At 65.1% G+C, this 19,869-nt stretch carries 19 protein-coding genes and 1 pseudogene; 10 read left to right on the top strand and 10 right to left on the bottom strand.

The features are described from left to right. Positions 1-237: 237 nt before the first annotated feature. The 4 genes from M3I56_RS18855 to M3I56_RS18840 are packed head-to-tail and all read right to left on the bottom strand — an operon-like array spanning position 238 to position 4,451. A complete protein-coding gene (locus tag M3I56_RS18855; RefSeq protein WP_254355271.1) occupies positions 238-1,446 on the bottom strand; it encodes a cytochrome c in 1,209 nt (402 codons plus the stop codon). Between the two features lie 41 nt (positions 1,447-1,487). After that, a complete protein-coding gene (locus M3I56_RS18850) occupies positions 1,488-2,300 on the bottom strand; it encodes an ABC transporter ATP-binding protein (RefSeq protein WP_133188083.1) in 813 nt (270 codons plus the stop codon). After that, positions 2,294-3,394 carry an ABC transporter permease gene (locus M3I56_RS18845; protein WP_254355270.1) on the bottom strand — a complete coding sequence of 367 codons (1,101 nt, stop codon included), beginning with the start codon at positions 3,392-3,394 and terminating at the stop codon, positions 2,294-2,296. The genes M3I56_RS18850 and M3I56_RS18845 overlap by 7 nt, the downstream gene beginning before the upstream one ends. A gap of 4 nt (positions 3,395-3,398) precedes the next feature. Further along, positions 3,399-4,451, bottom strand: coding sequence for an ABC transporter substrate-binding protein (locus M3I56_RS18840; protein ID WP_254355269.1), 1,053 nt, complete (start codon positions 4,449-4,451; stop codon positions 3,399-3,401). Between the two features lie 381 nt (positions 4,452-4,832). Between M3I56_RS18840 and M3I56_RS18835 the strand changes: the two genes are divergently transcribed. The 8 genes from M3I56_RS18835 (at position 4,833) to groL (ending at position 12,153) form a co-directional block, all read left to right on the top strand. Beyond that, entirely contained in the window at positions 4,833-5,051 is a 219-nt protein-coding gene (locus M3I56_RS18835) for a hypothetical protein (protein ID WP_133188079.1), read from the top strand. A gap of 173 nt (positions 5,052-5,224) precedes the next feature. After that, positions 5,225-5,692 carry a rhodanese-like domain-containing protein gene (locus M3I56_RS18830; protein ID WP_133188077.1) on the top strand — a complete coding sequence of 156 codons (468 nt, stop codon included), beginning with the start codon at positions 5,225-5,227 and terminating at the stop codon, positions 5,690-5,692. 45 nt (positions 5,693-5,737) lie between these two features. After that, the gene (gene epsC, locus M3I56_RS18825; RefSeq protein ID WP_254355268.1) at positions 5,738-6,700 is read left to right on the top strand and encodes a serine O-acetyltransferase EpsC; all 963 of its coding nucleotides are present in this window, start codon (positions 5,738-5,740) and stop codon (positions 6,698-6,700) included. Continuing rightward, entirely contained in the window at positions 6,700-6,948 is a 249-nt protein-coding gene (locus M3I56_RS18820) for a helix-turn-helix transcriptional regulator (protein ID WP_254355290.1), read from the top strand. The genes epsC and M3I56_RS18820 overlap by 1 nt, the downstream gene beginning before the upstream one ends. A 115-nt stretch (positions 6,949-7,063) precedes the next feature. After that, a complete protein-coding gene (locus tag M3I56_RS18815; RefSeq protein WP_133188073.1) occupies positions 7,064-7,996 on the top strand; it encodes a family 2A encapsulin nanocompartment shell protein in 933 nt (310 codons plus the stop codon). Next, entirely contained in the window at positions 7,971-9,965 is a 1,995-nt protein-coding gene (locus M3I56_RS18810; protein WP_254355267.1) for a family 2A encapsulin nanocompartment cargo protein cysteine desulfurase, read from the top strand. The genes M3I56_RS18815 and M3I56_RS18810 overlap by 26 nt, the downstream gene beginning before the upstream one ends. Before the next feature lie 236 nt (positions 9,966-10,201). Continuing rightward, complete coding sequence (locus tag M3I56_RS18805; RefSeq protein ID WP_167053534.1) at positions 10,202-10,492, top strand: co-chaperone GroES; 291 nt, start codon at positions 10,202-10,204, stop codon at positions 10,490-10,492. Between the two features lie 26 nt (positions 10,493-10,518). Further along, complete coding sequence (groL, locus tag M3I56_RS18800; RefSeq protein WP_254355266.1) at positions 10,519-12,153, top strand: chaperonin GroEL; 1,635 nt, start codon at positions 10,519-10,521, stop codon at positions 12,151-12,153. Positions 12,154-12,241: 88 nt separating this feature from the next. On the opposite strand, the gene M3I56_RS18795 is transcribed toward groL, so the two are convergent. Beyond that, entirely contained in the window at positions 12,242-13,291 is a 1,050-nt protein-coding gene (locus M3I56_RS18795; RefSeq protein ID WP_375541749.1) for a sulfonate ABC transporter substrate-binding protein, read from the bottom strand. A 173-nt stretch (positions 13,292-13,464) separates the two neighbouring features. Here M3I56_RS18795 and M3I56_RS18790 point away from each other — a divergent pair, with 173 nt between their 5' ends. Beyond that, the gene (locus M3I56_RS18790) at positions 13,465-14,808 is read left to right on the top strand and encodes an LLM class flavin-dependent oxidoreductase (RefSeq protein ID WP_254355265.1); all 1,344 of its coding nucleotides are present in this window, start codon (positions 13,465-13,467) and stop codon (positions 14,806-14,808) included. 104 nt (positions 14,809-14,912) lie between these two features. Then, positions 14,913-15,252, top strand: a pseudogene (locus M3I56_RS18785) (DUF3088 domain-containing protein). Between the two features lie 44 nt (positions 15,253-15,296). On the opposite strand, the gene M3I56_RS18780 reads toward M3I56_RS18785, so the two are convergent. From M3I56_RS18780 to M3I56_RS18760, 5 genes are all read right to left on the bottom strand, one after another. After that, entirely contained in the window at positions 15,297-16,055 is a 759-nt protein-coding gene (locus M3I56_RS18780) for an amino acid ABC transporter ATP-binding protein (RefSeq protein ID WP_254355264.1), read from the bottom strand. Further along, positions 16,055-16,732, bottom strand: coding sequence for an amino acid ABC transporter permease (locus M3I56_RS18775; RefSeq protein ID WP_254355263.1), 678 nt, complete (start codon positions 16,730-16,732; stop codon positions 16,055-16,057). Before M3I56_RS18775 ends, M3I56_RS18780 begins: the two co-directional genes overlap by 1 nt. Positions 16,733-16,745: 13 nt before the next feature. After that, the gene (locus M3I56_RS18770) at positions 16,746-17,525 is read right to left on the bottom strand and encodes an amino acid ABC transporter substrate-binding protein (protein WP_133188059.1); all 780 of its coding nucleotides are present in this window, start codon (positions 17,523-17,525) and stop codon (positions 16,746-16,748) included. A 196-nt stretch (positions 17,526-17,721) separates the two neighbouring features. Further along, entirely contained in the window at positions 17,722-18,324 is a 603-nt protein-coding gene (locus tag M3I56_RS18765; protein WP_254355262.1) for a nitroreductase family protein, read from the bottom strand. 126 nt (positions 18,325-18,450) lie between these two features. After that, the gene (locus M3I56_RS18760) at positions 18,451-19,869 is read right to left on the bottom strand and encodes an LLM class flavin-dependent oxidoreductase (RefSeq protein ID WP_254355261.1); all 1,419 of its coding nucleotides are present in this window, start codon (positions 19,867-19,869) and stop codon (positions 18,451-18,453) included.

Below are 19,869 nucleotides of genomic sequence, written 5' to 3'. Positions count from 1 at the left end.
GCAGCAGCAGCGATCCAGATACGGTTGAGAGTTCGCGCTTCACGACTGCGGGAGCGCGCGGGCGGTGCAATCCGCTTGTTGCCCATTATGGTTTGGGATGCGAACCGTGGCCAATATCAAATCGAGAATTGCATATCGAAGGCAGATAATACGGATGCCGAATCATATTCGTTACCTTTTCGATTCGTTCGATGCAGCGGAAGGTGCGCGACGAAGGGGTGTTTGTCCGCGCAGCGATCAATGCACGTAGCCACCCTTCACGTAACGCACCGGCTCCGCGTCAATGCGTAAGAGTAGCGAAGTGAGCGGATCGGACCGGCCGCTCACGCGCCCGCCGCGTTCGCTGCGTTCGGCGCCCGCGCCAGCGGCTGTGCAGAGCAGCGCCGCGTTGGCCCATGCGGGGTCGCCCGGTTTCGCCTCGGCGCGCAGCCACCCGTCGCGGTCAGCGATCAGTTGCGAGCCCGCGAAGGCTTGCGCATTCACGCCCGCTATGCCCGCGAACGCAGTCCACGCTCCGGGCGAGACAGCCACGCACGAGGCGTCGCCATTCGCTGCCCAACGCGCGGCTTCGGACGGCGCGGGCAACGCGCCGTCGCGGAACAGCAGCAGCGTTTGCCAGCGCGGATCTTCGAGAGGCGACCCGCGCCCATCGACGGCCACGGCCCTCACGCGCTGCCCTGCGCGCCAACTGGCCAGCGGCACGGCCGGCGCGTCGCCGCAGCGCACGTCTAGCGCAGGCAGCGCGACAGGCACCGGCCAGCCTTCGCCGTCCTGCGCGCCGCCGCCCGCGGCCAGCACCTTCAGGTAATCGAGAATGGCCCACGTTTGCGCATCGGACAGGCGTCCTTCGAATCCGGGCATCGATTGCGCGCCGTCGCGTGCGTGCATGCCATGCAGCACGCGCCAGAACAATTCCCCGTCCAGACGATGACCGAGCAGCGGACCCACGACGGTCGGCGGCCAGCGCACGAGCGTGGCGGCGCGCGGGCCGTCACCGCGGCCCGTGTCGCCGTGGCAGGCCGCGCACTCGTGCGCATAGTGTGCAGCGCCACGCGCGATCGCATCGACCGAGAAGGGTGTGGTCTGGAAGCTGGTGGGCACGGCGTCGGCGAGCCACAGCGGGGTGTCGGGCCACGGCGCGAACCAGGCGGCGAGTGCGGCCGCGGCGAACAGCGCGATGCGCCGCCCACGCCAGAACAGGCCAGCGACCGCGAGCAGTAGTGCGCCGCCGGTGGCGGCGAGCGCGAGTGCGAGCTGGCGCGCGACGCCCGCATCGATCAGCAGAACCTCTACGGCGAGCCGTTTCGGCCACGGCCACGCGGGCTGGCCGTGGCTGTCGCGGGCGATGCCGAGCGCGTGCGCCACACTGCCGAGTGCGACCTGCGCCGCCTGCAGCGCGCCGAGAAACGGGTTGAGCCAGGTGTTGCCGGAGAGCAGCGCGCTCATCGCCGCGCGTAGGATGAAGCGTGCCGCATCATTCGTATTCTTTACCAGCTTGCGTCGAGGCCGAGATGCTGCAAGGCTTCGCGGCGCAGCGCGGCAAACGCCGGGTCGCCGCGATGGCGCGGATAGGGCAGGTCGACATGCAGTTCGGCCGCGACGCGCGCGGGCCGGGAGCTGAATACGATCACACGCTGGGCGAGAAAGAGCGCCTCTTCCACATCATGGGTGACGAGCAGCGCTGAGAAACGGTCGCGCTGCCAGAGATCCACGAGTTCGCTCTGCATTGCCAGACGCGTGAGCGAGTCGAGCTTGCCGAGCGGCTCGTCGAGTACGAGCAGGCGTGGATCGTTGACGAGCGCGCGGGCCAGCGCCACACGCTGCGACATGCCGCCCGAAAGCTGGTGCGGAAAGGCATCCGCGAATTCGGTGAGGCCAACGCGTTCGAGTTCGACATCCACGCGCTTGCGCTCCTGCTTGATCACGCCGCGCGCCTGCAGCCCGAGCGCGACGTTCGCGCGCACGCGCCGCCATGGGTAGAGCGTCGGGTCCTGGAACACCACGACGCGCGAGGGATCGGGCCGCTCGATCGGCGCGCCGTCTTGCAGAAGCCTGCCCTGCGTCGCCGGTTCGAGCCCCGCGACGAGACGCAGCAGCGTGGACTTTCCACACCCGCTTGGGCCCAGCAGCGCGACGAATTCGCCCGGCGCGACCGAGAGCGTCACGTCGTCGAGCACCGCGAGCGGGCCCTTGGGCGTGTCGAAGCGGTGGCTCACCTGCTCGACAGTGATCTGCGCGCCCCGGATGGCCGGCTCGGGCGCAATCGAGGACGTGGCGTGGGACACGGCGGCATTTACCATTTGACGGTTCCTTTCTGCCAGACGAGCGTGCGATCGCGCACGAGGAAGAGCAGGGTGATGAGGCTCGAGAACAGGACAGCCATCACGAGCAGCGCGGCGTACATGTTCGAGTACGACGCCCACCCCTGCGCCCATGTGAGGTACCAGCCGAGGCCGGATTTCACGCCCATCATCTCTGCTGTCACGAGCACCGTGAACGAGGCGCTCAGGCCCATGAAGAGGCCGACGAAGACCTGCGGCAGCGCAGCCGGAATGGCGACGCGCAGCACGAGGAACCGCTGGCTTGCCCCGAGCGTGCGCGCCACGTCGTAATACGCCTTGTTCACGCTCGCAACTCCCGACCACGTGAGCACGGTCACGGGGAACGCGGTGGCGAGCGCGATCAGGAAGATGGCGGCGGAACGGCTCGACGGGAAGATATAGAACGCGAGCGGCAGCAGCGCCGTGGCGGGCACGGGGCCGAGCACGCGCATGACGGGGTGCACCCAGTAGCCCACGGCGCGCGACCAGCCGATCGATACGCCGATGAGGAATCCGGCCACGCCGCCGTAGAGAAAGCCTATGGCGAGCAGGCCGATCGAATGGACCACGCAATCGGCGAGGCGCGCCCAGTCGTCGCGATAGACCTCGACGAGCGCCTGCGGCGGTGCGAAGAACGGCGTAGGCAGGATCGCGGTCTTCGCCGTGAGGATCTCCCAGAGCGTGAACGCAACGGGCAACGCGATCAGCCACGGTCCCGCCTTTCTCAAGCCGCGCAGCGCGGGCCGCAGCCGCTCGCTGCTGCGTTCGAGAGCGGGCAGCACGAGCGCGAGCAGCGCGAGCCATGCCGCGATCGCCCAGGCGGCCGCGCCCAGTTCGGCGGTATAGGCCCAGTCGGAAAAACCGGTGATGCGGTTCGGCCACAGGCGCGTGACGCCGCCGAACACGGCCCATGCCGCTGCCACCGCGAGGCCGGTGTACCACACGGTTGGCTGCCCCGAAGAACGGCGGCCCCGCAGGTCGACATTCGCGAAAGGTTGGCCTGCCCCGTCACTGGTCTCCAGTGCGTCGCTGGCGCCGGCGCGGGCCAGCGCAGCCTGTTCGAGCGTCGTCATCGCGTCACCCCAGTACGTTGGTGTAGACGGCCGCGGCGAAGCGCTGCGGGTCGGTGGTGGGCTTGAGCACGCCGGCGCGCTTGAAGTCCTCGGCGAAGTAAGCGATCTCCTGCTGGAGATCGACGTTGGTCGGATGGTGATCGTAGGTGAGCGACGAATAGAGCTTTACAAGGTCATCCTCGGCAAACTTCGGCGTGTACTTCGCGAACGATTTCGCCGCTTCCCGCGGGTTCTCGCGCGAGAAGTCGGTGGCCTGGATCAGCGCACGCGCAAGCGCTGCAGCGGTCGGGCGATCGCTGCGCAGAAGCGAGCCCCGTGCGGCGATCACGCAGCAAACCTTGTGCGCGTATTCGTCGGAAAGATTGCTGGCGAGATGCGTGTAAGCGCCCGGACGTTGCCGCTCCAGCAGATAGAGATTCGGGTCGCCGTCGGCGATGGCCTGGATCTCGCCCTTTTGCACAGCGACATCGAGCAGGTCCGCGGGATACTGGCGCCAGCTCACGTCGCGGTCGGGGTCGATGCCGTGCTTGAGCAGCAGGATGGCGAAGAAGTTCTTGCCCGGAGAGGCGAGGTCGCTCACCCCCACGGTCTTGCCTTTGAGCGCGGCGAGCGACGTGACGCCCGCTGCGCTCGAGCCGATCAGGCGCACGCATCCGCCGTGCACGCTGCTGATAATCTTGACGTCGAATCCCGCCTCCAGCGGTTTGAGCCAGCGGTGGATCATGCCAACCGCAGCGTCGGCCTTGCCGGTGGAAAGCGTTTGCAGCAACTGGTCGTTCGAGCCGGCGTAGCTCACGAGATTGACCTTCAGTCCGTTCTTTTCGAAGAACCCCTGCTCCTGCGCGACGGCGACGGGCGTGAGGCAAAAGCCGTTCGGCGCCCACGCGAAAGTGAACGGCTTGAGCGCCGGCGCCGACCATGCCTTGCGGCCGAGCGTCAGAACCGGCGCGCTCAGCGCGGTCGCGCTCAGCGCGGTCGCGCTGGCGGCACGCAGCCATTTGCGGCGTTGCCCGTTCGGGGCGGGCGGGGTGAGGCTGGAACCGTGCAATGCGGCCATGAATCGGTCTCCGTGCGGATCGAAGTGAAGAGGCGCTTGAGGTGAGGGCGGTCTGCATACGTGCGTACACGTCGCCATGAATCGAATCGTATGTAAACCTAATTAAATGGCGTAAGTATTGGAAAACGACATCGAATGTCAGCGTAATGTCGAACCTGGCTAGCCGCGAAATAATGAATTGCGCAAACCATATGCTGTCGTTTGTCATCGGACGTTCCAGCGTGATTATTCCCGCCCATGCAGGCAAAGTGCATCGTGATGACGAAGTGATGCCCGTGCTGATTTGCTAACGCCAAAGCCTTCTTTGCCGTCGCGCGCTTCTTGCAGCAGGATGAAGTGCCGCGGGCGCTTGTGTCCGCGTTTGTCATTACGGGAGCCTTCATGCGATACAAGGGCTACGAAGTTGAAGCGTCCGCACACGTATTGCCTAGCGGACTCTACGCGGCGAACCTGTCCATCGAGAACAGGTCGTCGCCCGCCGGTTCGTCGTTTACCTTCGACGCACTCGATTACTTCTTCGAGGCCGATCACGCCATTGCGTACGCCTCGCGCTGGGCGCGACTGTGGATCGACCAGCGCGGCAGGCCGGCGTCTTGCTGACGAGAGCGCACGCGATCGAATTCGCGCGATTGCTTCTCACACCTGCGCCCATTTGGATATCAGTTTTTATTGGTTGGAACTGCGGCGGCGCCCTCGCATAGTGGAATCCTGATGGCTATAGGCGGCAGCGCTCCGAGGGTCGGAGCGCTGCCGCCCACATTAAGGAGACACTGATGACAGTGGAACTGCATGAAAAGCCGCTGCACGCGGATCTGGAAGCGGCGCGCGGCGCCGCGCACGCGGCCGGCCTGCCCTACGCGGGCAGCGTGACGCCGCAGCAAGCCTGGGCGCTCCATCAGGCGGGCGAAGCGGTGCTCGTAGACGTGCGCACGGCCGAAGAGCGCAAGTTCGTTGGCCACGTGCCCGATACGTTGCATGTGGCGTGGGCCACCGGCACGAGCTTCACGCGCAATCCGCGCTTCGTGCGCGAACTCGAGGCCAAGACGGGCAAGAGCGCGGCTATCGTCCTGCTGTGCCGCAGCGGCAACCGGTCGGGACAGGCCGCCGAAGCGGCGACCAAGGCGGGCTTTACCCGTGTGTTCAACGTCACCGAAGGCTTTGAAGGCGACCTGGACGAAGCCGGGCGGCGCGGGCGCCGTAATGGCTGGCGTTTTCATGATTTACCGTGGGTGCAGGATTAAAGCCTGTTCCTCATGCCCCTAACGAATAACGAAGCGAGAACTGGCGTGACCGTATTTCATGTGTCGGAAATCGTCGACGCGCTGCAGGGCGTGCGTCAGCAATGGCGGGAATTGCAGCGCCGCGCCCTGGAGCCGGGCGGGCGCGACCTGCCCGCGCGCGAAGCGCTGGCCGAGGTCGTCGAAACGCTCAAGGGCGTGCTGTTCCCGATGCGGCTCGGGCCGCCCGACCTGCGCCAGGAAAGCGAGAACTTCTACGTCGGCCATGCGCTCGACGCCGCGCTGCACGCACTGCTGGCGCAGGCGAGGCTCGAACTGCGCTACAAGGCGCGCCACGCGGAGGCCGATCACGGCGAAATCGATGCACGCGCATTGGCCGCCGTGCGTGCGTTCTCGCAGCGCCTGCCAGTCATCCGTGGATTGCTCGACAGCGACGTGCTCGCGGCGTTCAACGGCGATCCGGCCGCGGGCAGCGTCGACGAGGTGCTGCTCTGCTATCCGGGCGTGCTGGCGATGATTCACCACCGGCTCGCCCACGAACTCTACCGGCTCGGTTTGCCGCTGCTCGCGCGCATCATCTCGGAGCTGGCGCATGCGGCCACGGGCATCGACATTCATCCTGGCGCGCAAATCGGCAGCGCGTTCTTCATCGATCACGGCACGGGGGTCGTGATTGGCGAAACCGCCGTCATTGGCGAGCGCGTGCGCGTCTACCAGGCTGTGACGCTCGGCGCGAAGCGCTTTCCGCGCGACGCGGCCGGCAATCTCGAGAAAGGGCTGCCGCGTCATCCCATTGTCGAAGACGAGGTCGTCATTTACGCGGGCGCGACGATTCTCGGGCGTGTGACGCTCGGGCGCGGCGCTGTGATCGGCGGCAATGTCTGGCTGACCGAAAGCGTTCCCGCCGGGGCGCATATCACCCAGGCGATTTCCAGGCACGACGTGCGCGCACCGGCGAATGGACGGACGGGTAGCGCCGCGCCGGATGCGATCACGATGGGCGCGGCATGATGAGCGCGATCGTCCATGACTTCGGCGCCAAGGTGCGCCGCCTGCGCGAGGCACAGGCCTGGTCGCAGGAGCGGCTCGCCGAGCATGCGGGACTCAACCGCACCTATGTCGGCGAAATCGAGCGCGGCACGGCCATCGCATCGATCGTGACTGTCGAAAAGCTTGCGCTGGCTTTCGGCGTGGGTATCGCGGAACTGCTTGCGGGCGGGGCCGCCGTCTCGCTTCCCGCCAGCCCGTTGTCTTCCTGAGTCGTCCCTGCACGCTGCCGTCTATAGCCGGTTGATCCGGCTCCATTGGCTCCTGATAATCGACCGTCGTCATAAGCAAAGCAGTTTTTGTTATAAGTAACCGGAGCCCTCGTTCATGTCCTCAATTCAGAGCGGCCAGACCGCGCTTGGCGATAACGCCGCGCGGCAACTGGCGAATGCCACCAAAACCGTCCCGCAGCTTTCCACGATCACGCCGCGCTGGCTTACGCACCTGCTGCAATGGGTGCCGGTCGAAGCCGGCATTTATCGTCTGAACCGCGTTAAGGATCCCGAAGCAGTGCGTGCCGCCTGCACGGCTCGCGAGGACGAAGGCACGCTGCCCACGACATTCGTGCCTTACGAAGAGCAGCCGCGCGAATACTTCCTCAACGCGGTGAGCACGGTGCTCGACGTACACACGCGGATTTCCGACCTGTACAGCAGCCCGCACGACCAGATCAAGGAGCAACTGCGCCTCACGATCGAGACGATCAAGGAGTTGCAGGAAAGCCAGCTCATCAACAATCCCGACTACGGCCTGCTGGCGAACGTCGAGGAAGACCAGCGCATTTTCCCGCTGACCGGCGCGCCCACGCCCGATGACCTCGACGAACTGCTCACGAAGGTGTGGAAGGAACCCGCGTTCTTCCTTACCCATCCGCTCGCGATTGCCGCATTCGGGCGCGAATGCACGCGGCGCGGCGTGCCGCCGCCTACGGTCAGCCTGTTCGGTTCGCAGTTCCTCACGTGGCGCGGCATTCCGCTGATTCCTTCGGACAAGGTGCCGGTTGCCGACGGCAAGACCAAGATCCTGTTGCTGCGCGTGGGCGACAAGCGCCAGGGCGTGGTGGGCCTGTATCAACCGGGCGTGGCGGGCGAGCAGGGGCCGGGGCTGTCGGTGCGCTTCATGGGCATCAACAACCAGGCGATCGCGTCGTATCTGATCTCGCTTTACTGCTCGCTTGCGGTTCATTCGCCGGATGCGCTGGCTGTGCTCGATGACGTGGAAATCGGCAAGTACCATGACTACCCTGACACCTACCGCTAAGCCAACGGAGATCGCGCATCCGCCGTTGCCGGGCGGACTGCCGGATCCCGCCACGCTCGCGCGGCTCGCCAACGAGTTTTTCAGCACGTTGCCGGGCGGCGCAGGCGCGCCCGGCGTCGCGGCAGGCAGCGGCGCGGTAGGCGGCGTGCCGTCCGCATTGCCGGCGGCCGCGCCGATACTCGCCTCGATCAGCAATCCGGCGCCGGCGGGCTCGCCGCTCGCGGGTCCGGGCGGCACCGGCACGGGCGTGCCGGGCTTCGCGCCGCCGCAAGGCAAGGCGCCGGGCTTGAATCTCGCGCCTTCCGCGCCCACGCACGTGCTTTCGCTCGGCAATCGCGTACCCGCGCTCGCGCCGCATGCGGCGGCGGCGAACGGGCTGCCCGACAATGCGGTGACGGTCGCGCCGGCGCTGGAGCCGCGCGCGGGCGGTGCGCTGCTTGGCGTGCCGCAGGCTTACGCGGTAGCCGAGCCGTCCGAGCCAGTGCGAGCCACGACGAGCGAGCGTGCGCCGTTCTACTTCACGGAAACGGCGGGCAACGGCTGGCGCGATACGGCGCGCGATATCGAGGTGCCGGTGCACGGGCTCGCTTCTCCCGAAGCGTTCGGGTTGCCGGGCGACGATGCGCTGCGTGGCCTGCTGGCGCTCAATCATCTGGACTACGATGCAAACGGCGGCCCCGCGCGATACTTTCTCGGCGAACGGGCAGCAGCGCCAGGCGTGAGCCAGGGCGTGCCGTTGCGCGGCGCGCATCCGCCTTTCGATGTCAATGCGGTGCGTCGCGACTTCCCGATCCTCCAGGAGCGCGTGAACGGTAAGCCGTTGGTGTGGTTCGACAACGCCGCGACGACGCACAAGCCGCAGGCCGTGATCGACCGCCTCGCGTACTTCTACGCGCACGAGAACTCGAACATTCACCGCGCGGCGCACACGCTCGCGGCGAGAGCGACCGACGCGTACGAGCATGCGCGCAAGACGGTGCAGCGCTTCATCAATGCATCGTCGCCCGAAGAGATCGTGTTCGTGCGCGGCACGACCGAGGCGATCAACCTGATCGCGAAGACCTGGGGCGTGCAGAACGTGGGCGAGGGCGACGAGATCATCGTCTCGCATCTCGAGCACCACGCGAACATCGTGCCGTGGCAGCAGCTCGCCGCGCTCAAGGGCGCCAGGCTGCGCGTCATTCCGGTCGACGATTCAGGCCAGGTGCTGCTGGACGAGTACCGCAAACTGCTCAACGACCGCACGAAGATCGTCTCGGTCACGCAGGTGTCGAACGCGCTGGGCACGGTCGTGCCGGTGGACGAGATCGTGGAGCTTGCGCATCGTGCGGGCGCGAAGGCGCTGGTCGACGGCGCGCAGTCGATTTCGCACATGCGGGTGGACGTGCAGGCGCTCGATGCGGACTTCTTCGTGTTCTCGGGCCACAAGATCTACGGGCCGACCGGCATCGGCGTGGTGTACGGCAAGCGCGAGGTGCTGGAAAACATGCCGCCATGGCAGGGCGGCGGCAACATGATCCAGGACGTGACGTTCGAGCGGACTGTGTTCCAGCCGCCGCCGTCGCGCTTCGAGGCAGGCACCGGCAATATCGCCGATGCGGTGGGGCTGGGCGCCGCGCTGGACTATGTGAGCCGCGTCGGCATCGAAAACATCGCGCGTTACGAGCATGATCTGCTTGCCTACGCAACGAGCGTGCTCGCGCCGGTGCCGGGCGTGCGCCTCGTGGGCACGGCCCGCGACAAGGCCAGTGTGCTGTCGTTCGTGTTGAAGGGCTACAGCACCGAAGAGGTGGGACAGGCGCTGAGCCGCGAAGGCATTGCAGTGCGCGCGGGGCATCATTGCGCCCAGCCCATTCTGCGCCGTTTCGGTCTGGAAGCCACCGTGCGGCCCTCGCTCGCGTTCTACAACACGTGCGAAGAAGTCGATGCGCTCGTGTCGGTCATTCGCGGTCTGGCGCCGCGGCAGTAGCACGACCCCGGAGCGGCGTTGCCTGACGCCGCTCCCCTTCTTCTTTTCCTCTCTCCCTTTGCCGTTTTCCACTTCCGCGCGATATCGATAAGCCCGTAACCGAGATATCGATCTGCCAATCCGTTATTGGAGCGGCGCGCGCCGGCTTTCTATACTCGGTTTTCCATCAGCACTCGCAAGCGGCGAGTGCCAGTTTCACCGCGAATAACCGAGAGATAACCGCAAGGAAGCCACCCATGAGCCTGCGCCCACTGCACGATCGCGTGATCGTCAAACGACTCGACCAGGAAACCCGCACTGCGTCGGGCATCGTCATTCCCGATAGCGCCGCCGAAAAGCCCGACCAGGGCGAAGTGTTGGCCGTGGGGCCGGGCCGCCGCGACAACGACGGCCGCCGCATTGCGCCGGACCTGAGCGTGGGCGACCGCGTGCTGTTCGGCAAATACGCGGGCCAGACCGTGAAGGTCGACGGCAACGAACTCCTCGTGTTGCGCGAAGAAGACATCGTCGCAGTCGTCAATCAATAAGTAAGAACCGGAGAGAGCACGTCATCATGGCAGCCAAAGACATCGTATTCGGCGATATCGCCCGCACCAAACTCATCGAAGGCGTGAACCTGCTCGCCGACGCCGTCAAGGTCACACTCGGCCCGAAGGGCCGCAACGTCGTGCTCGAACGCAGCTTCGGCGCGCCCGTCGTGACGAAGGACGGCGTTTCGGTCGCCAAGGAAATCGAACTGGCCGACAAGCTCCAGAATATCGGCGCGCAGGTCGTGAAGGAAGTCGCCTCGAAAACGAGCGACGCAGCGGGCGACGGCACCACGACCGCCACCGTGCTTGCGCAGGCGATCGTGCGCGAAGGGCAGAAGTACGTGGCGGCGGGGCTCAACCCGCTTGACCTGAAGCGCGGCATCGACAAGGCCGTGGTGGCCGCTGTGGAAGAACTCAAGAAGATCAGCAAGCCCACCACGACGAGCAAGGAGATTGCGCAGGTCGCGACGATTTCGGCCAACGGCGAGGAGTCGATTGGCCAGCGCATTGCCGAGGCGATCGATCGCGTAGGCAAGGAAGGCGTGATCACGGTGGAAGACGGCAAGTCGCTCGCCGACGAACTCGACGTCGTGGAGGGCCTGCAGTTCGATCGCGGCTATCTCTCGCCGTACTTCATCAATAACCCGGACAAGCAGGTCGCCGAACTCGACAATCCGTTCATCCTCCTGCACGACAAGAAGATCTCGAACATTCGCGACCTGCTGCCGCTGCTCGAACAGGTGGCGAAGGCCGGGCGCCCGCTGCTGCTGATTGCCGAGGATATCGAGGGCGAGGCGCTCGCCACGCTCGTCGTCAACAACATTCGCGGCGTGCTGAAGACGGTGGCCGTGAAGGCGCCGGGTTTCGGCGACCGCCGCAAGGCGCTGCTTGAAGACATCGCGATTCTCACGGGCGGCCAGGTGGTCGCCGAGGAAACGGGCCTCACGCTCGAGAAGGCCACGCTCCAGGAACTGGGCCAGGCCAAGCGCATCGAGGTGGGCAAGGAAAACACCACGGTGATCGACGGCGCGGGCGAAGCGGGCGCCATCGAGGCGCGCGTGAAGCAGATTCGCGTGCAGATCGAGGAAGCGACCTCCGACTACGACCGCGAGAAGCTGCAGGAACGCGTGGCGAAGCTGGCGGGCGGCGTGGCCGTCATCAAGGTGGGCGGCGCCACCGAGATCGAAGTGAAGGAAAAGAAGGACCGCGTGGACGACGCGCTGCATGCCACGCGCGCGGCCGTGGAAGAGGGCATCGTGCCGGGTGGCGGCGTGGCGCTGATCCGCGTGCGTCAGGCGATCCTCGACCTGAAGGGCAAGAACGCCGACCAGACGGCGGGCGTGAAGATCGTGCTGCGCGCGCTGGAAGAGCCGCTGCGCCAGATCGTGAGCAACGCGGGCGAAGAAGCGAGCGTGGTGGCGGCGAAGGTCGCGGAAGGCACGGGCAACTTCGGTTACGACGCGGCGACCGGCGAATATGGCGATCTGGTCGAAAAGGGCGTGCTCGATCCGACCAAGGTCACGCGCACGGCGCTGCAAAACGCGGCTTCGGTAGCGGGGCTGCTGCTCACGACCGATGCCACGGTGCATGAGGCGCCTAAAGCCCCGGCGGCGCAGTCGCCGGCGGGTGGCCCTGGCGGCGCCGATCTCGGCTTCTAAGCCGGTTTTGTCGGGCAACGGGGGGAAGGCCGCCCTGGCGTTACGCCAGGCGCGGCTGGCGTGTTTCGACAAGCGGGCGTCAGCGCGCTCAGGTGGATTGCCAGCGCGCATCGGCGACCACGAGCTTCTTCGGGATCAGCTTGAGTTCGGAGAACGTATCGGCGATCTGCTGCTGGTAGGCGAGCGTGGCCGCGTCGATGGGCTGCACGCCGTAGCTCGCGCGCTTGAGGGCGAGTTCGAGCGTCGGCGCGTCGAGGCCGACAAGCGGTGACAGTTGAGCCGCGACGGTCGGAACGTTGTCGCGCGCCCAGGTGTCCACGGCGCCGATTTCCTCCACGACCGCATGCAGGACAGCCGCATGCGCGGTCGCGAAGTTGCGACTTGCTATGTAGTACTGCGTATTGCGAGCGAGGTTTTCACCGTTCGCGATCGAACGCACTTTCGCCTGGCGTTCGATCGCCGCGAGATAGGGGTCCCAGATCACCCACGCGTCTACGCTGCCGCTTGTGAACGCGGCGCGCGCATCGGCGGGAGCGAGATAGACGGGCTGGATGTCTTCGTACTTGAGGTTGGCTTTCTGCAGCGCCTTGACGAGCAGATAGTGCACGTTTGAGCCTTTGTTGAACGCAACGCGCTTGCCGCGCAGGTCGGCGGGCATGCGAATTGGCGAATTTTCGTGCACGACAATGGCCTCACCCTGCGGCGCGGGCGGCTCGCTTGCAATGTAGACGAAATCCACGCCGCCGGCCTGCGCAAAGATGGGCGGCGTTTCACCTACGGTGCCGACATCCACCGCGCCGGCGGCAAGCCCTTCCAGCAACTGCGGGCCGCCGGGAAACTCGAGCCATTGCACGGTGAAGCCCAGCGGCGCGAGCCGCTTCTCCAGCGTGCGCTGGGCCTTTAGCACCACGAAGTTGCCGTACTTCTGGAAACCGATGCGCAGGACCTTGCCGTCGTCCGCGCGTGCCGCGCCGCTTTGAAGCGCCAACGCGGCGGCGCTCGCGAGCCCCGCTGCGCCACGCAGCGCGGCGGCCGTCGCGGCCCCCGCTGCGAGCTTCAATAGCTTGCGGCGCGCGCCTTTTGCCGTGTGGTCATCGTGATTCTCGTAGTTGTCGTTCGACATCGTGCCGTTGCCCATTTAAATGTCCACGTTGAAACTGCCGCGCTTGCGCGGCGATCCGCCTCCCACCTTAATCTGTTTCAACATCGGCACAACCAAGATATTGTCAGATGCTTATCTGCGCTGGCGCCCACAGCGGATTTTGCCGATCCGGAGTATGTTGTGACTTTCGTTTTCCGGTGGCCGAAGCGATGAACCGAAATCGACAGTTGCATCTCGGCGCATTCATGCGCCCCGTCAGCCTGCACACGGGGGCGTGGCGTTACCCCGGTGCATACCCCGACGCGAATTTCAACTTCGCTCATCTGAAGCGCTTTGCGCAGACGCTCGAGCGTGCGCGTTTCGACGCGTTCTTCATGGCCGATCACCTGGCCGTCTTGAACATGCCGGTCAACGCGCTCAAGCGCAGCCACACCGCCACCTCGTTCGAACCGTTCACCTTGCTCTCGGCGCTTGCCGCTGTGACGGAGAAGATCGGGCTCGTCGCAACGGCTTCGACGACGTTCGACACGCCTTACCATGTCGCGCGCCGCTTCGCCTCGCTGGATCATCTGAGCGGCGGCCGCGCCGGGTGGAACCTCGTGACGACTTCCAATCCGGACGCAGCGCTCAATTTCGGCCTCGAGGAACACGTGGAGCACGACGAACGCTATCGCCGCGCACGCGAATTCTTCGACGTCGTGACGGGCCTCTGGGACAGTTGGGCCGACGATGCATTCTTGCGCGATGTGGAGAGCGGCGAGTATTTCGATCCGGAGAAGCTCCATGTGCTCGCGCACAAGGGTGACTACTATTGCGTGCGCGGGCCGCTCAATATCGCGCGGCCGCCGCAGGGCTGGCCGGTGGTGGTGCAGGCCGGATCGTCGGAGGCCGGGCGGCAACTCGCGGCTGAAACGGCCGAGGCGGTTTTCACCGCGCAGCCGAATCTCGAAGCCGGCAAGCGTTTCTATGCCGACGTGAAGGCGCGCATGGAAACGCTGGGCCGCGATCCCGATCATCTGAAGATCCTGCCCGGCGCGTTCGTCGTGGTGGGCGACTCGCTGGAAGAGGCGCACGAGAAGCGCGAGCGTCTCGACACCTTCGTGCACTACGACAGCGGGATCGCCTCGTTATCGATCGCGCTTGGTCACGACGTCTCCGGATTCGACCCCGACGGCCCGCTGCCCGAGATTGCGGAGAGCAATGCGAGCCGTACCGCGCGACAGCGCGTGGTGGACTGGGCGCGCGACGAGGGCTTGACGATTCGCCAGCTCGCGCAGCGCGTGGGCGGATACTCCGGCCTGCAAATGGTGGGCACGCCCCATTCGATCGCGGACGAGATGGAGCAGTGGCTGGTGGAGGCGGGCAGTGATGGCTTCAACGTGATGTTCCCGTATCTGCCCGCGGGCCTCGACGACTTAGTGGGGAAGGTGGTGCCCGAGCTGCAGCGGCGCGGCATTTTCCGTCGCGAGTACGAGGGCAGTACGCTACGCGAGCATCTTGGCTTGCCGAGGCCGGAGAACCGGTTTTTTGCGCTCAGCCAAAATGCCGGTTAGCAGCGGCGCGAATATTGTTGGATCGATTCATTCGTGGCGGCAGTGGCCGCCGCGCACGACAATTCCCGTGTGTCCTCAATTCAATCACGGAGCGTCGGTCCACCATGACTCGAGACCTGCTGCTGTTGCTTGAACCTGGCTTCACCGATCCCGCGCGTCCTGGCGAGCGTTTCATCTGTCCGGACGGCGCGCCGATAGAAGGATTGCTCGTGTCCGAGCCCGAGCGCGTCGCGCGGCTCGATGTCAAACGCCTGCCGTTCGCGCGCCCGCGGGCAGCCGTGATCGACGTGCTCGACGAGGCGCATCAGGGGTTGCCCGTGCTCGTGCTGGGCGACGAGCATCCCGTTCCTAGTGCAAACGCTGAACGGCCGTCACTTCGTGACCGACGCGAAGCGCATTCTCGCGCTGCTCGCCGAGCGGCACGGTTTTCCCAAGGTGCATTGAGGCAGTACGAACAGGCGGCGACGGGCGCCGCCGCCTGACTATGCTTAGAACGAGGGCAGCGCCTGCGTGAGCGTGGAGACGAAGCGCGCCGTGCGCGCATCGCGCGGGTGTGCGAAGAGTTCATGCGACGGACCGGCCTCGACAATCGCGCCATCCTTGAGGAAAACGGCGTCGTGCGCGACAGAAGCCGCGAGCCGTAAATCATGCGTCGCCATCAGCATGGTCGTGCCTTCCAGCGCAAGCTGCCTCAGCACGTCGACCACTTCGGCGGAAAGCTCGGGGTCGAGCGCCGAAGTCGGCTCGTCGCAGAGCAGCACCTGGGGCGAGGGCGCGAGTGCGCGCGCTATCGCCACGCGTTGCTGCTGGCCACCCGAAAGCGTGGAGGGCCATGCGTCTGCCTTCTGGGCAATCCCCACTTTCGCGAGCAGCGCTGCGGCGCGCTCGCGGGCTCGCTCCTTCTCCCATTTGAGGACCGTGACGAGACCTTCCATCACGTTCTCGATCACGCTCAGGTGCGGGAACAACTGGAAGTTCTGGAACACCATGCCGGTATGCCGACGCACCGAGGCGATTTCCGCGTGGGTGAGCAGCCGGCCGCGGCTGAATTCGAGGCGGGCATCGCCGACGCTCAACGTGCCGGAGTCTGGCACTTCGAGCAGATTGATGCAGCGTAGCAGCGTGCTCTTGCCGCTGCCGGACGGCCCGATCAGCGCCGTGACGCTGCCGGCCTTGAGCTCGAGGTCGATGGCCGCGAGCACTTCGTGGTCGCCGAACGACTTGTGGAGCTTATCGATGTGGATCATCAGCGCCCCGCTGCGAACAAGGCATGGCGGCCATAGCGCGCTTCGAGACGCCCCTGAGCCTGCGAGAGCACGGAGCTGAACAAGAGATAGATCAGTGCGGCCTCGGTATAGAGAATGAGGGGTTCGTAGGTCACGGCCGCGATGCGTTGTGCAGCCTGGAAGATCTCCGGCACGGTCAGCACGGCCGCGAGGGACGTGTCCTTCACGAGCGAGATGAACGAGTTCGAGAGCGCGGGCAACGCTACGCGAATCGCTTGCGGCAGGATGGCGCGGCGCAGCGCCTGAGCGCGCGTCATGTTCATCGAATAGGCGGCTTCCCACTGACCGCGCGGAATCGATTCGATCACGCCACGAATGACTTCCGCGTTATAAGCGCCCACATTGAGTGAAAAGCCGATGATGGCCGCCGTCAACGGATCGAGCACGATGCCCACGTTGGGCAGCCCGTAGAAGATGACGAACAGCTGCACGAGCAGTGGCGAGCCGCGAAAGAGCCAGATATAGAAACGCACGGCCGCCACGGCCCAGCGTTTCCCGAAGAGGCGGACGAGCGCCGCGCAGAACGCGAGCGCCATGCCGATCGCAAACGAAGCCAGCGTGAGCGGGACGGTAAAGACCAGTCCCGCGTAGAGCAGTGGCCACAACGATTGCGCCATCAAATGCAGCCATACCGGCATCGCTCAGTCCGCCTTATTGCGAAACGTCTTTGCCGAAATACTTCTGCGAGATCTTCGCGTAGGTGCCGTCAGCCTTGATATCGGCGAGCGCCTTGTCGACGGCCGCGACCAGGTCCGGGTTGCCCTTGCGCAGCAGAACGCCCGACTGGTCGTCCGCGGAAGACGCGTCGATGGCGGCAATCTTGAGCTTCGCGTCCGGCTTGTGCTTCTGGAAGTCGAGGAATGAAAGCGCGTCGTTGACGGTGGCGTCCACGCGGCCCGACGTCAGCAGATCGATCGATTCGTTGAAGCCTTGAACCGGCACGACGTCAGCACCATGCGACGCGGCGAGCTTGCCGAAGTTGCTGGTCAGCGTATTGGCCGACTTCTTGCCCTTCAGGTCGTCGAAGGAATGGATGGTCGTGTTGTCCGAGCGCACGATCAGCACGGCGTGCGTCGAGATATACGGCTTTGAAAAATCGTACTTGGCCTTGCGTGCGTCGGTGATCGAAACCTCGTTGATCACGGCGTCGTAGCGGTTGACGTCGAGGCCCGCGATCAGGCCATCCCATTTGCCTTCGACGAACTGCGGCTTCACACCAAGCCGCTGTGCGATGGCCGTGGCGATATCGACGTCGAAGCCGGTCAGCTTGCCGGTTTCGTCATGGTAGGTGAACGGCGCGTAAGTGCCTTCGGTGCCGACACGGAACACACCGGACGACTTGACCTGCGCAAGTTCGTCGGCAGCCAGGGCCGGCGCCGAGGCGACGACCGACAGCAGGGCGGCAAAAAGAGCGGAGCGGATGGCTTTCATGATTGAAATATTCGTAATGAGAGTTTCGTTGGCGGCATCAGTGAGTCGACGGATTCTACTGTCGGCGTATCTGCCTGCAAACCAGACACATTCGCTATGCATATGCTCTGGTGGAATATAACGACGGATATGTCGCAGCGACGGACGCGCCGCGTGGGAAAGCCGAGATCAGTGCGCCATAGCGCGCCGATCGGGATCATTCGGTGAACGCGAACGCGCCTTCCGCGGAAATCGCGGCCAACGGCAGACGTCCGTTGGGCAGTTCGCGGGCGCGCAGCGCCTCGCTCAACTGCGCTGGGTCGCCCGGGCGGCCGATCGCGAGGGCCGCTTCGATGGCATAGTCGTCCGGTATGGCGAGTTCAGAGCGAATCCGCTCGCGCTCGATCCCTGCCAGTCCGTGCGCCTTCCAGCCGGAAAGGCTGGCCTGAAGCCCAAGTTGCGCCCACGCGGCACCGCTGTCGAATGAATGCGTGAGCGAAGCAACGGGATCCTTTGCGCCCGGTGGCACGAAGGATTTTTTCGAGAGGACGATCACGATGGCAGCGGCATGCTGCGCCCAACCGCGGTTGAAATCGTTGAGGAAACCGAGGAAGCGCGACCAGTGCGCCGTACCTCTGAGGGCATAGACGAAACGCCAGGGCTGAGAATTGTACGAAGAGGGCGCCCAGCGCGCCGCTTCGAGAAACGTGAGCAGCGTGGCTTCGGGCAGCGTGTCGTTCGTGAAAGCCCGCGGCGACCAGCGGTCGAGAAACTGTCGGTCGATCGCGTGATCGGCGGTGCGTTGATTCGAGGTCGTCATGTGAGTGTCCTGAAGATGAGCGCAAGTAAAGAGCAGGCCGTGCGGGTACGCGGCCCCTCGATGCGACGAGTATAGAAGTGCGCCTCTTTGCGGCTAACGCATTTGTTTTGGGTTGCTTATGTTTATTCACGCAGCCGGGGCTGGAACCGGTTCGCCCGTCTGCACGGCTGTTTCGCGCTTCACACGCTCGATGTCGCGATAGCGCGCCGCCGGATGCTCGTCGGGCAAGCGCGCGCCGCCGCCGAAGAGCTTTTCGCGCAAGGTGCCCGGCGCGTAGTCGCGCGGATACACGCCGCGCCGCTGCAACTCGGGCACGAGGTACTCGACGACATGCTCGAAGGTCTCATGCGCGAGCGCGTACGCCAGATTGAATCCGTCCACGCCGGTCTCTTCGACCCACTCCTGAAGGATGTCGGCAATCGTCGTGGGAGAGCCGACAAATACTGGTCCCATTCCGCCGACGCCGCCCCACTTCGCCAGCGCTTCGATGGTCCAGGTCGTGTCACCGCCCGAGAGATGTTCGACAGCCGAGTGGATTGCATTCGTTTGCACGCGCTTGACCGTGTCGGTGGGCAGGTACTGCCCGAAGTCGATGCCGGTCCAGCCGGACATGAAGACGAGCGAGCCGTCGTAGGAGACGTGGCGCTGATACTCCTCGAAGCGCGCCTGTGCCTTGGCATCGGTCTCGTCGACGATCACGGTGACGAGGTTATAGATCAGCAGCTTGTTCGCGTCGCGCCCGGCGAGCGCCGCCTGGCGGCGCACATCCGTCACGTAGTCGCGCAGCAGGTTTTTCGTGAGCGCCGCAACGAACACACATTCGGCATGCTGCGCCGCGAACGTCTTGCCGGGGCCCGATGCACCCGCCTGAAACAGCACCGGCGTGCGCTGCGGAGAGGGCTCGCAAAGATGATAGCCCGGCACTTCGAAATATTTTCCCTTGTGGCCGATTTCGTGCACTTTCTCGGGGTGCGTGAACACGCGCCGGTCCCGGTCGCGCACCACGGCGCCGTCTTCCCAGCTTCCTTCGAACAGCTTGTAGAGCACCTCGACATATTCCGTCGCGACTTCGTAGCGGTTGTTGTGGTCGCGTAGGCCGCCTTGCCCGATATTCTTGGCGCCGCTTTCCAGATACGACGTTACGATGTTCCATGCAAGGCGCCCCTGCGTGTGATGGTCGGCCGTGGAGAGACGGCGCGCGAACGTGTAGGGGTGCTCGAAGCTCGTGGAAGCCGTGATGCCTATGCCTAGATGTGACGTCACCATGGCAATGGGCGCGGCCAGTTGCAGGGGGTCGTTTACGGGAATTTGCGCCGCCTGATGCAGCGCGTGATAGTTGTTGCCCTTGTAGACGTCGTAATAGCCGATCACGTCCGCGATGAAGATCGCATCGAAAACGCCCCGCTCGAGTATCTTCGCGAGGTCGGTCCAGTAATCGAGATCCTTGTACTGCCACGAGCGATCGCGCGGGTGGGTCCAGAGGCCTGGCGACTGGTGGCCCACGCAGTTCATCTCAAAGGCGTTCAGGTGGATGGTTTTGCTCAT

Origin of the sequence: Paraburkholderia sp. CNPSo 3281, assembly GCF_024206515.1 — a bacterium.
Taxonomy (GTDB): Bacteria; Pseudomonadota; Gammaproteobacteria; order Burkholderiales; family Burkholderiaceae; genus Paraburkholderia; species Paraburkholderia nodosa.
This window is presented reverse-complemented; position numbering and strand designations above follow the sequence as displayed.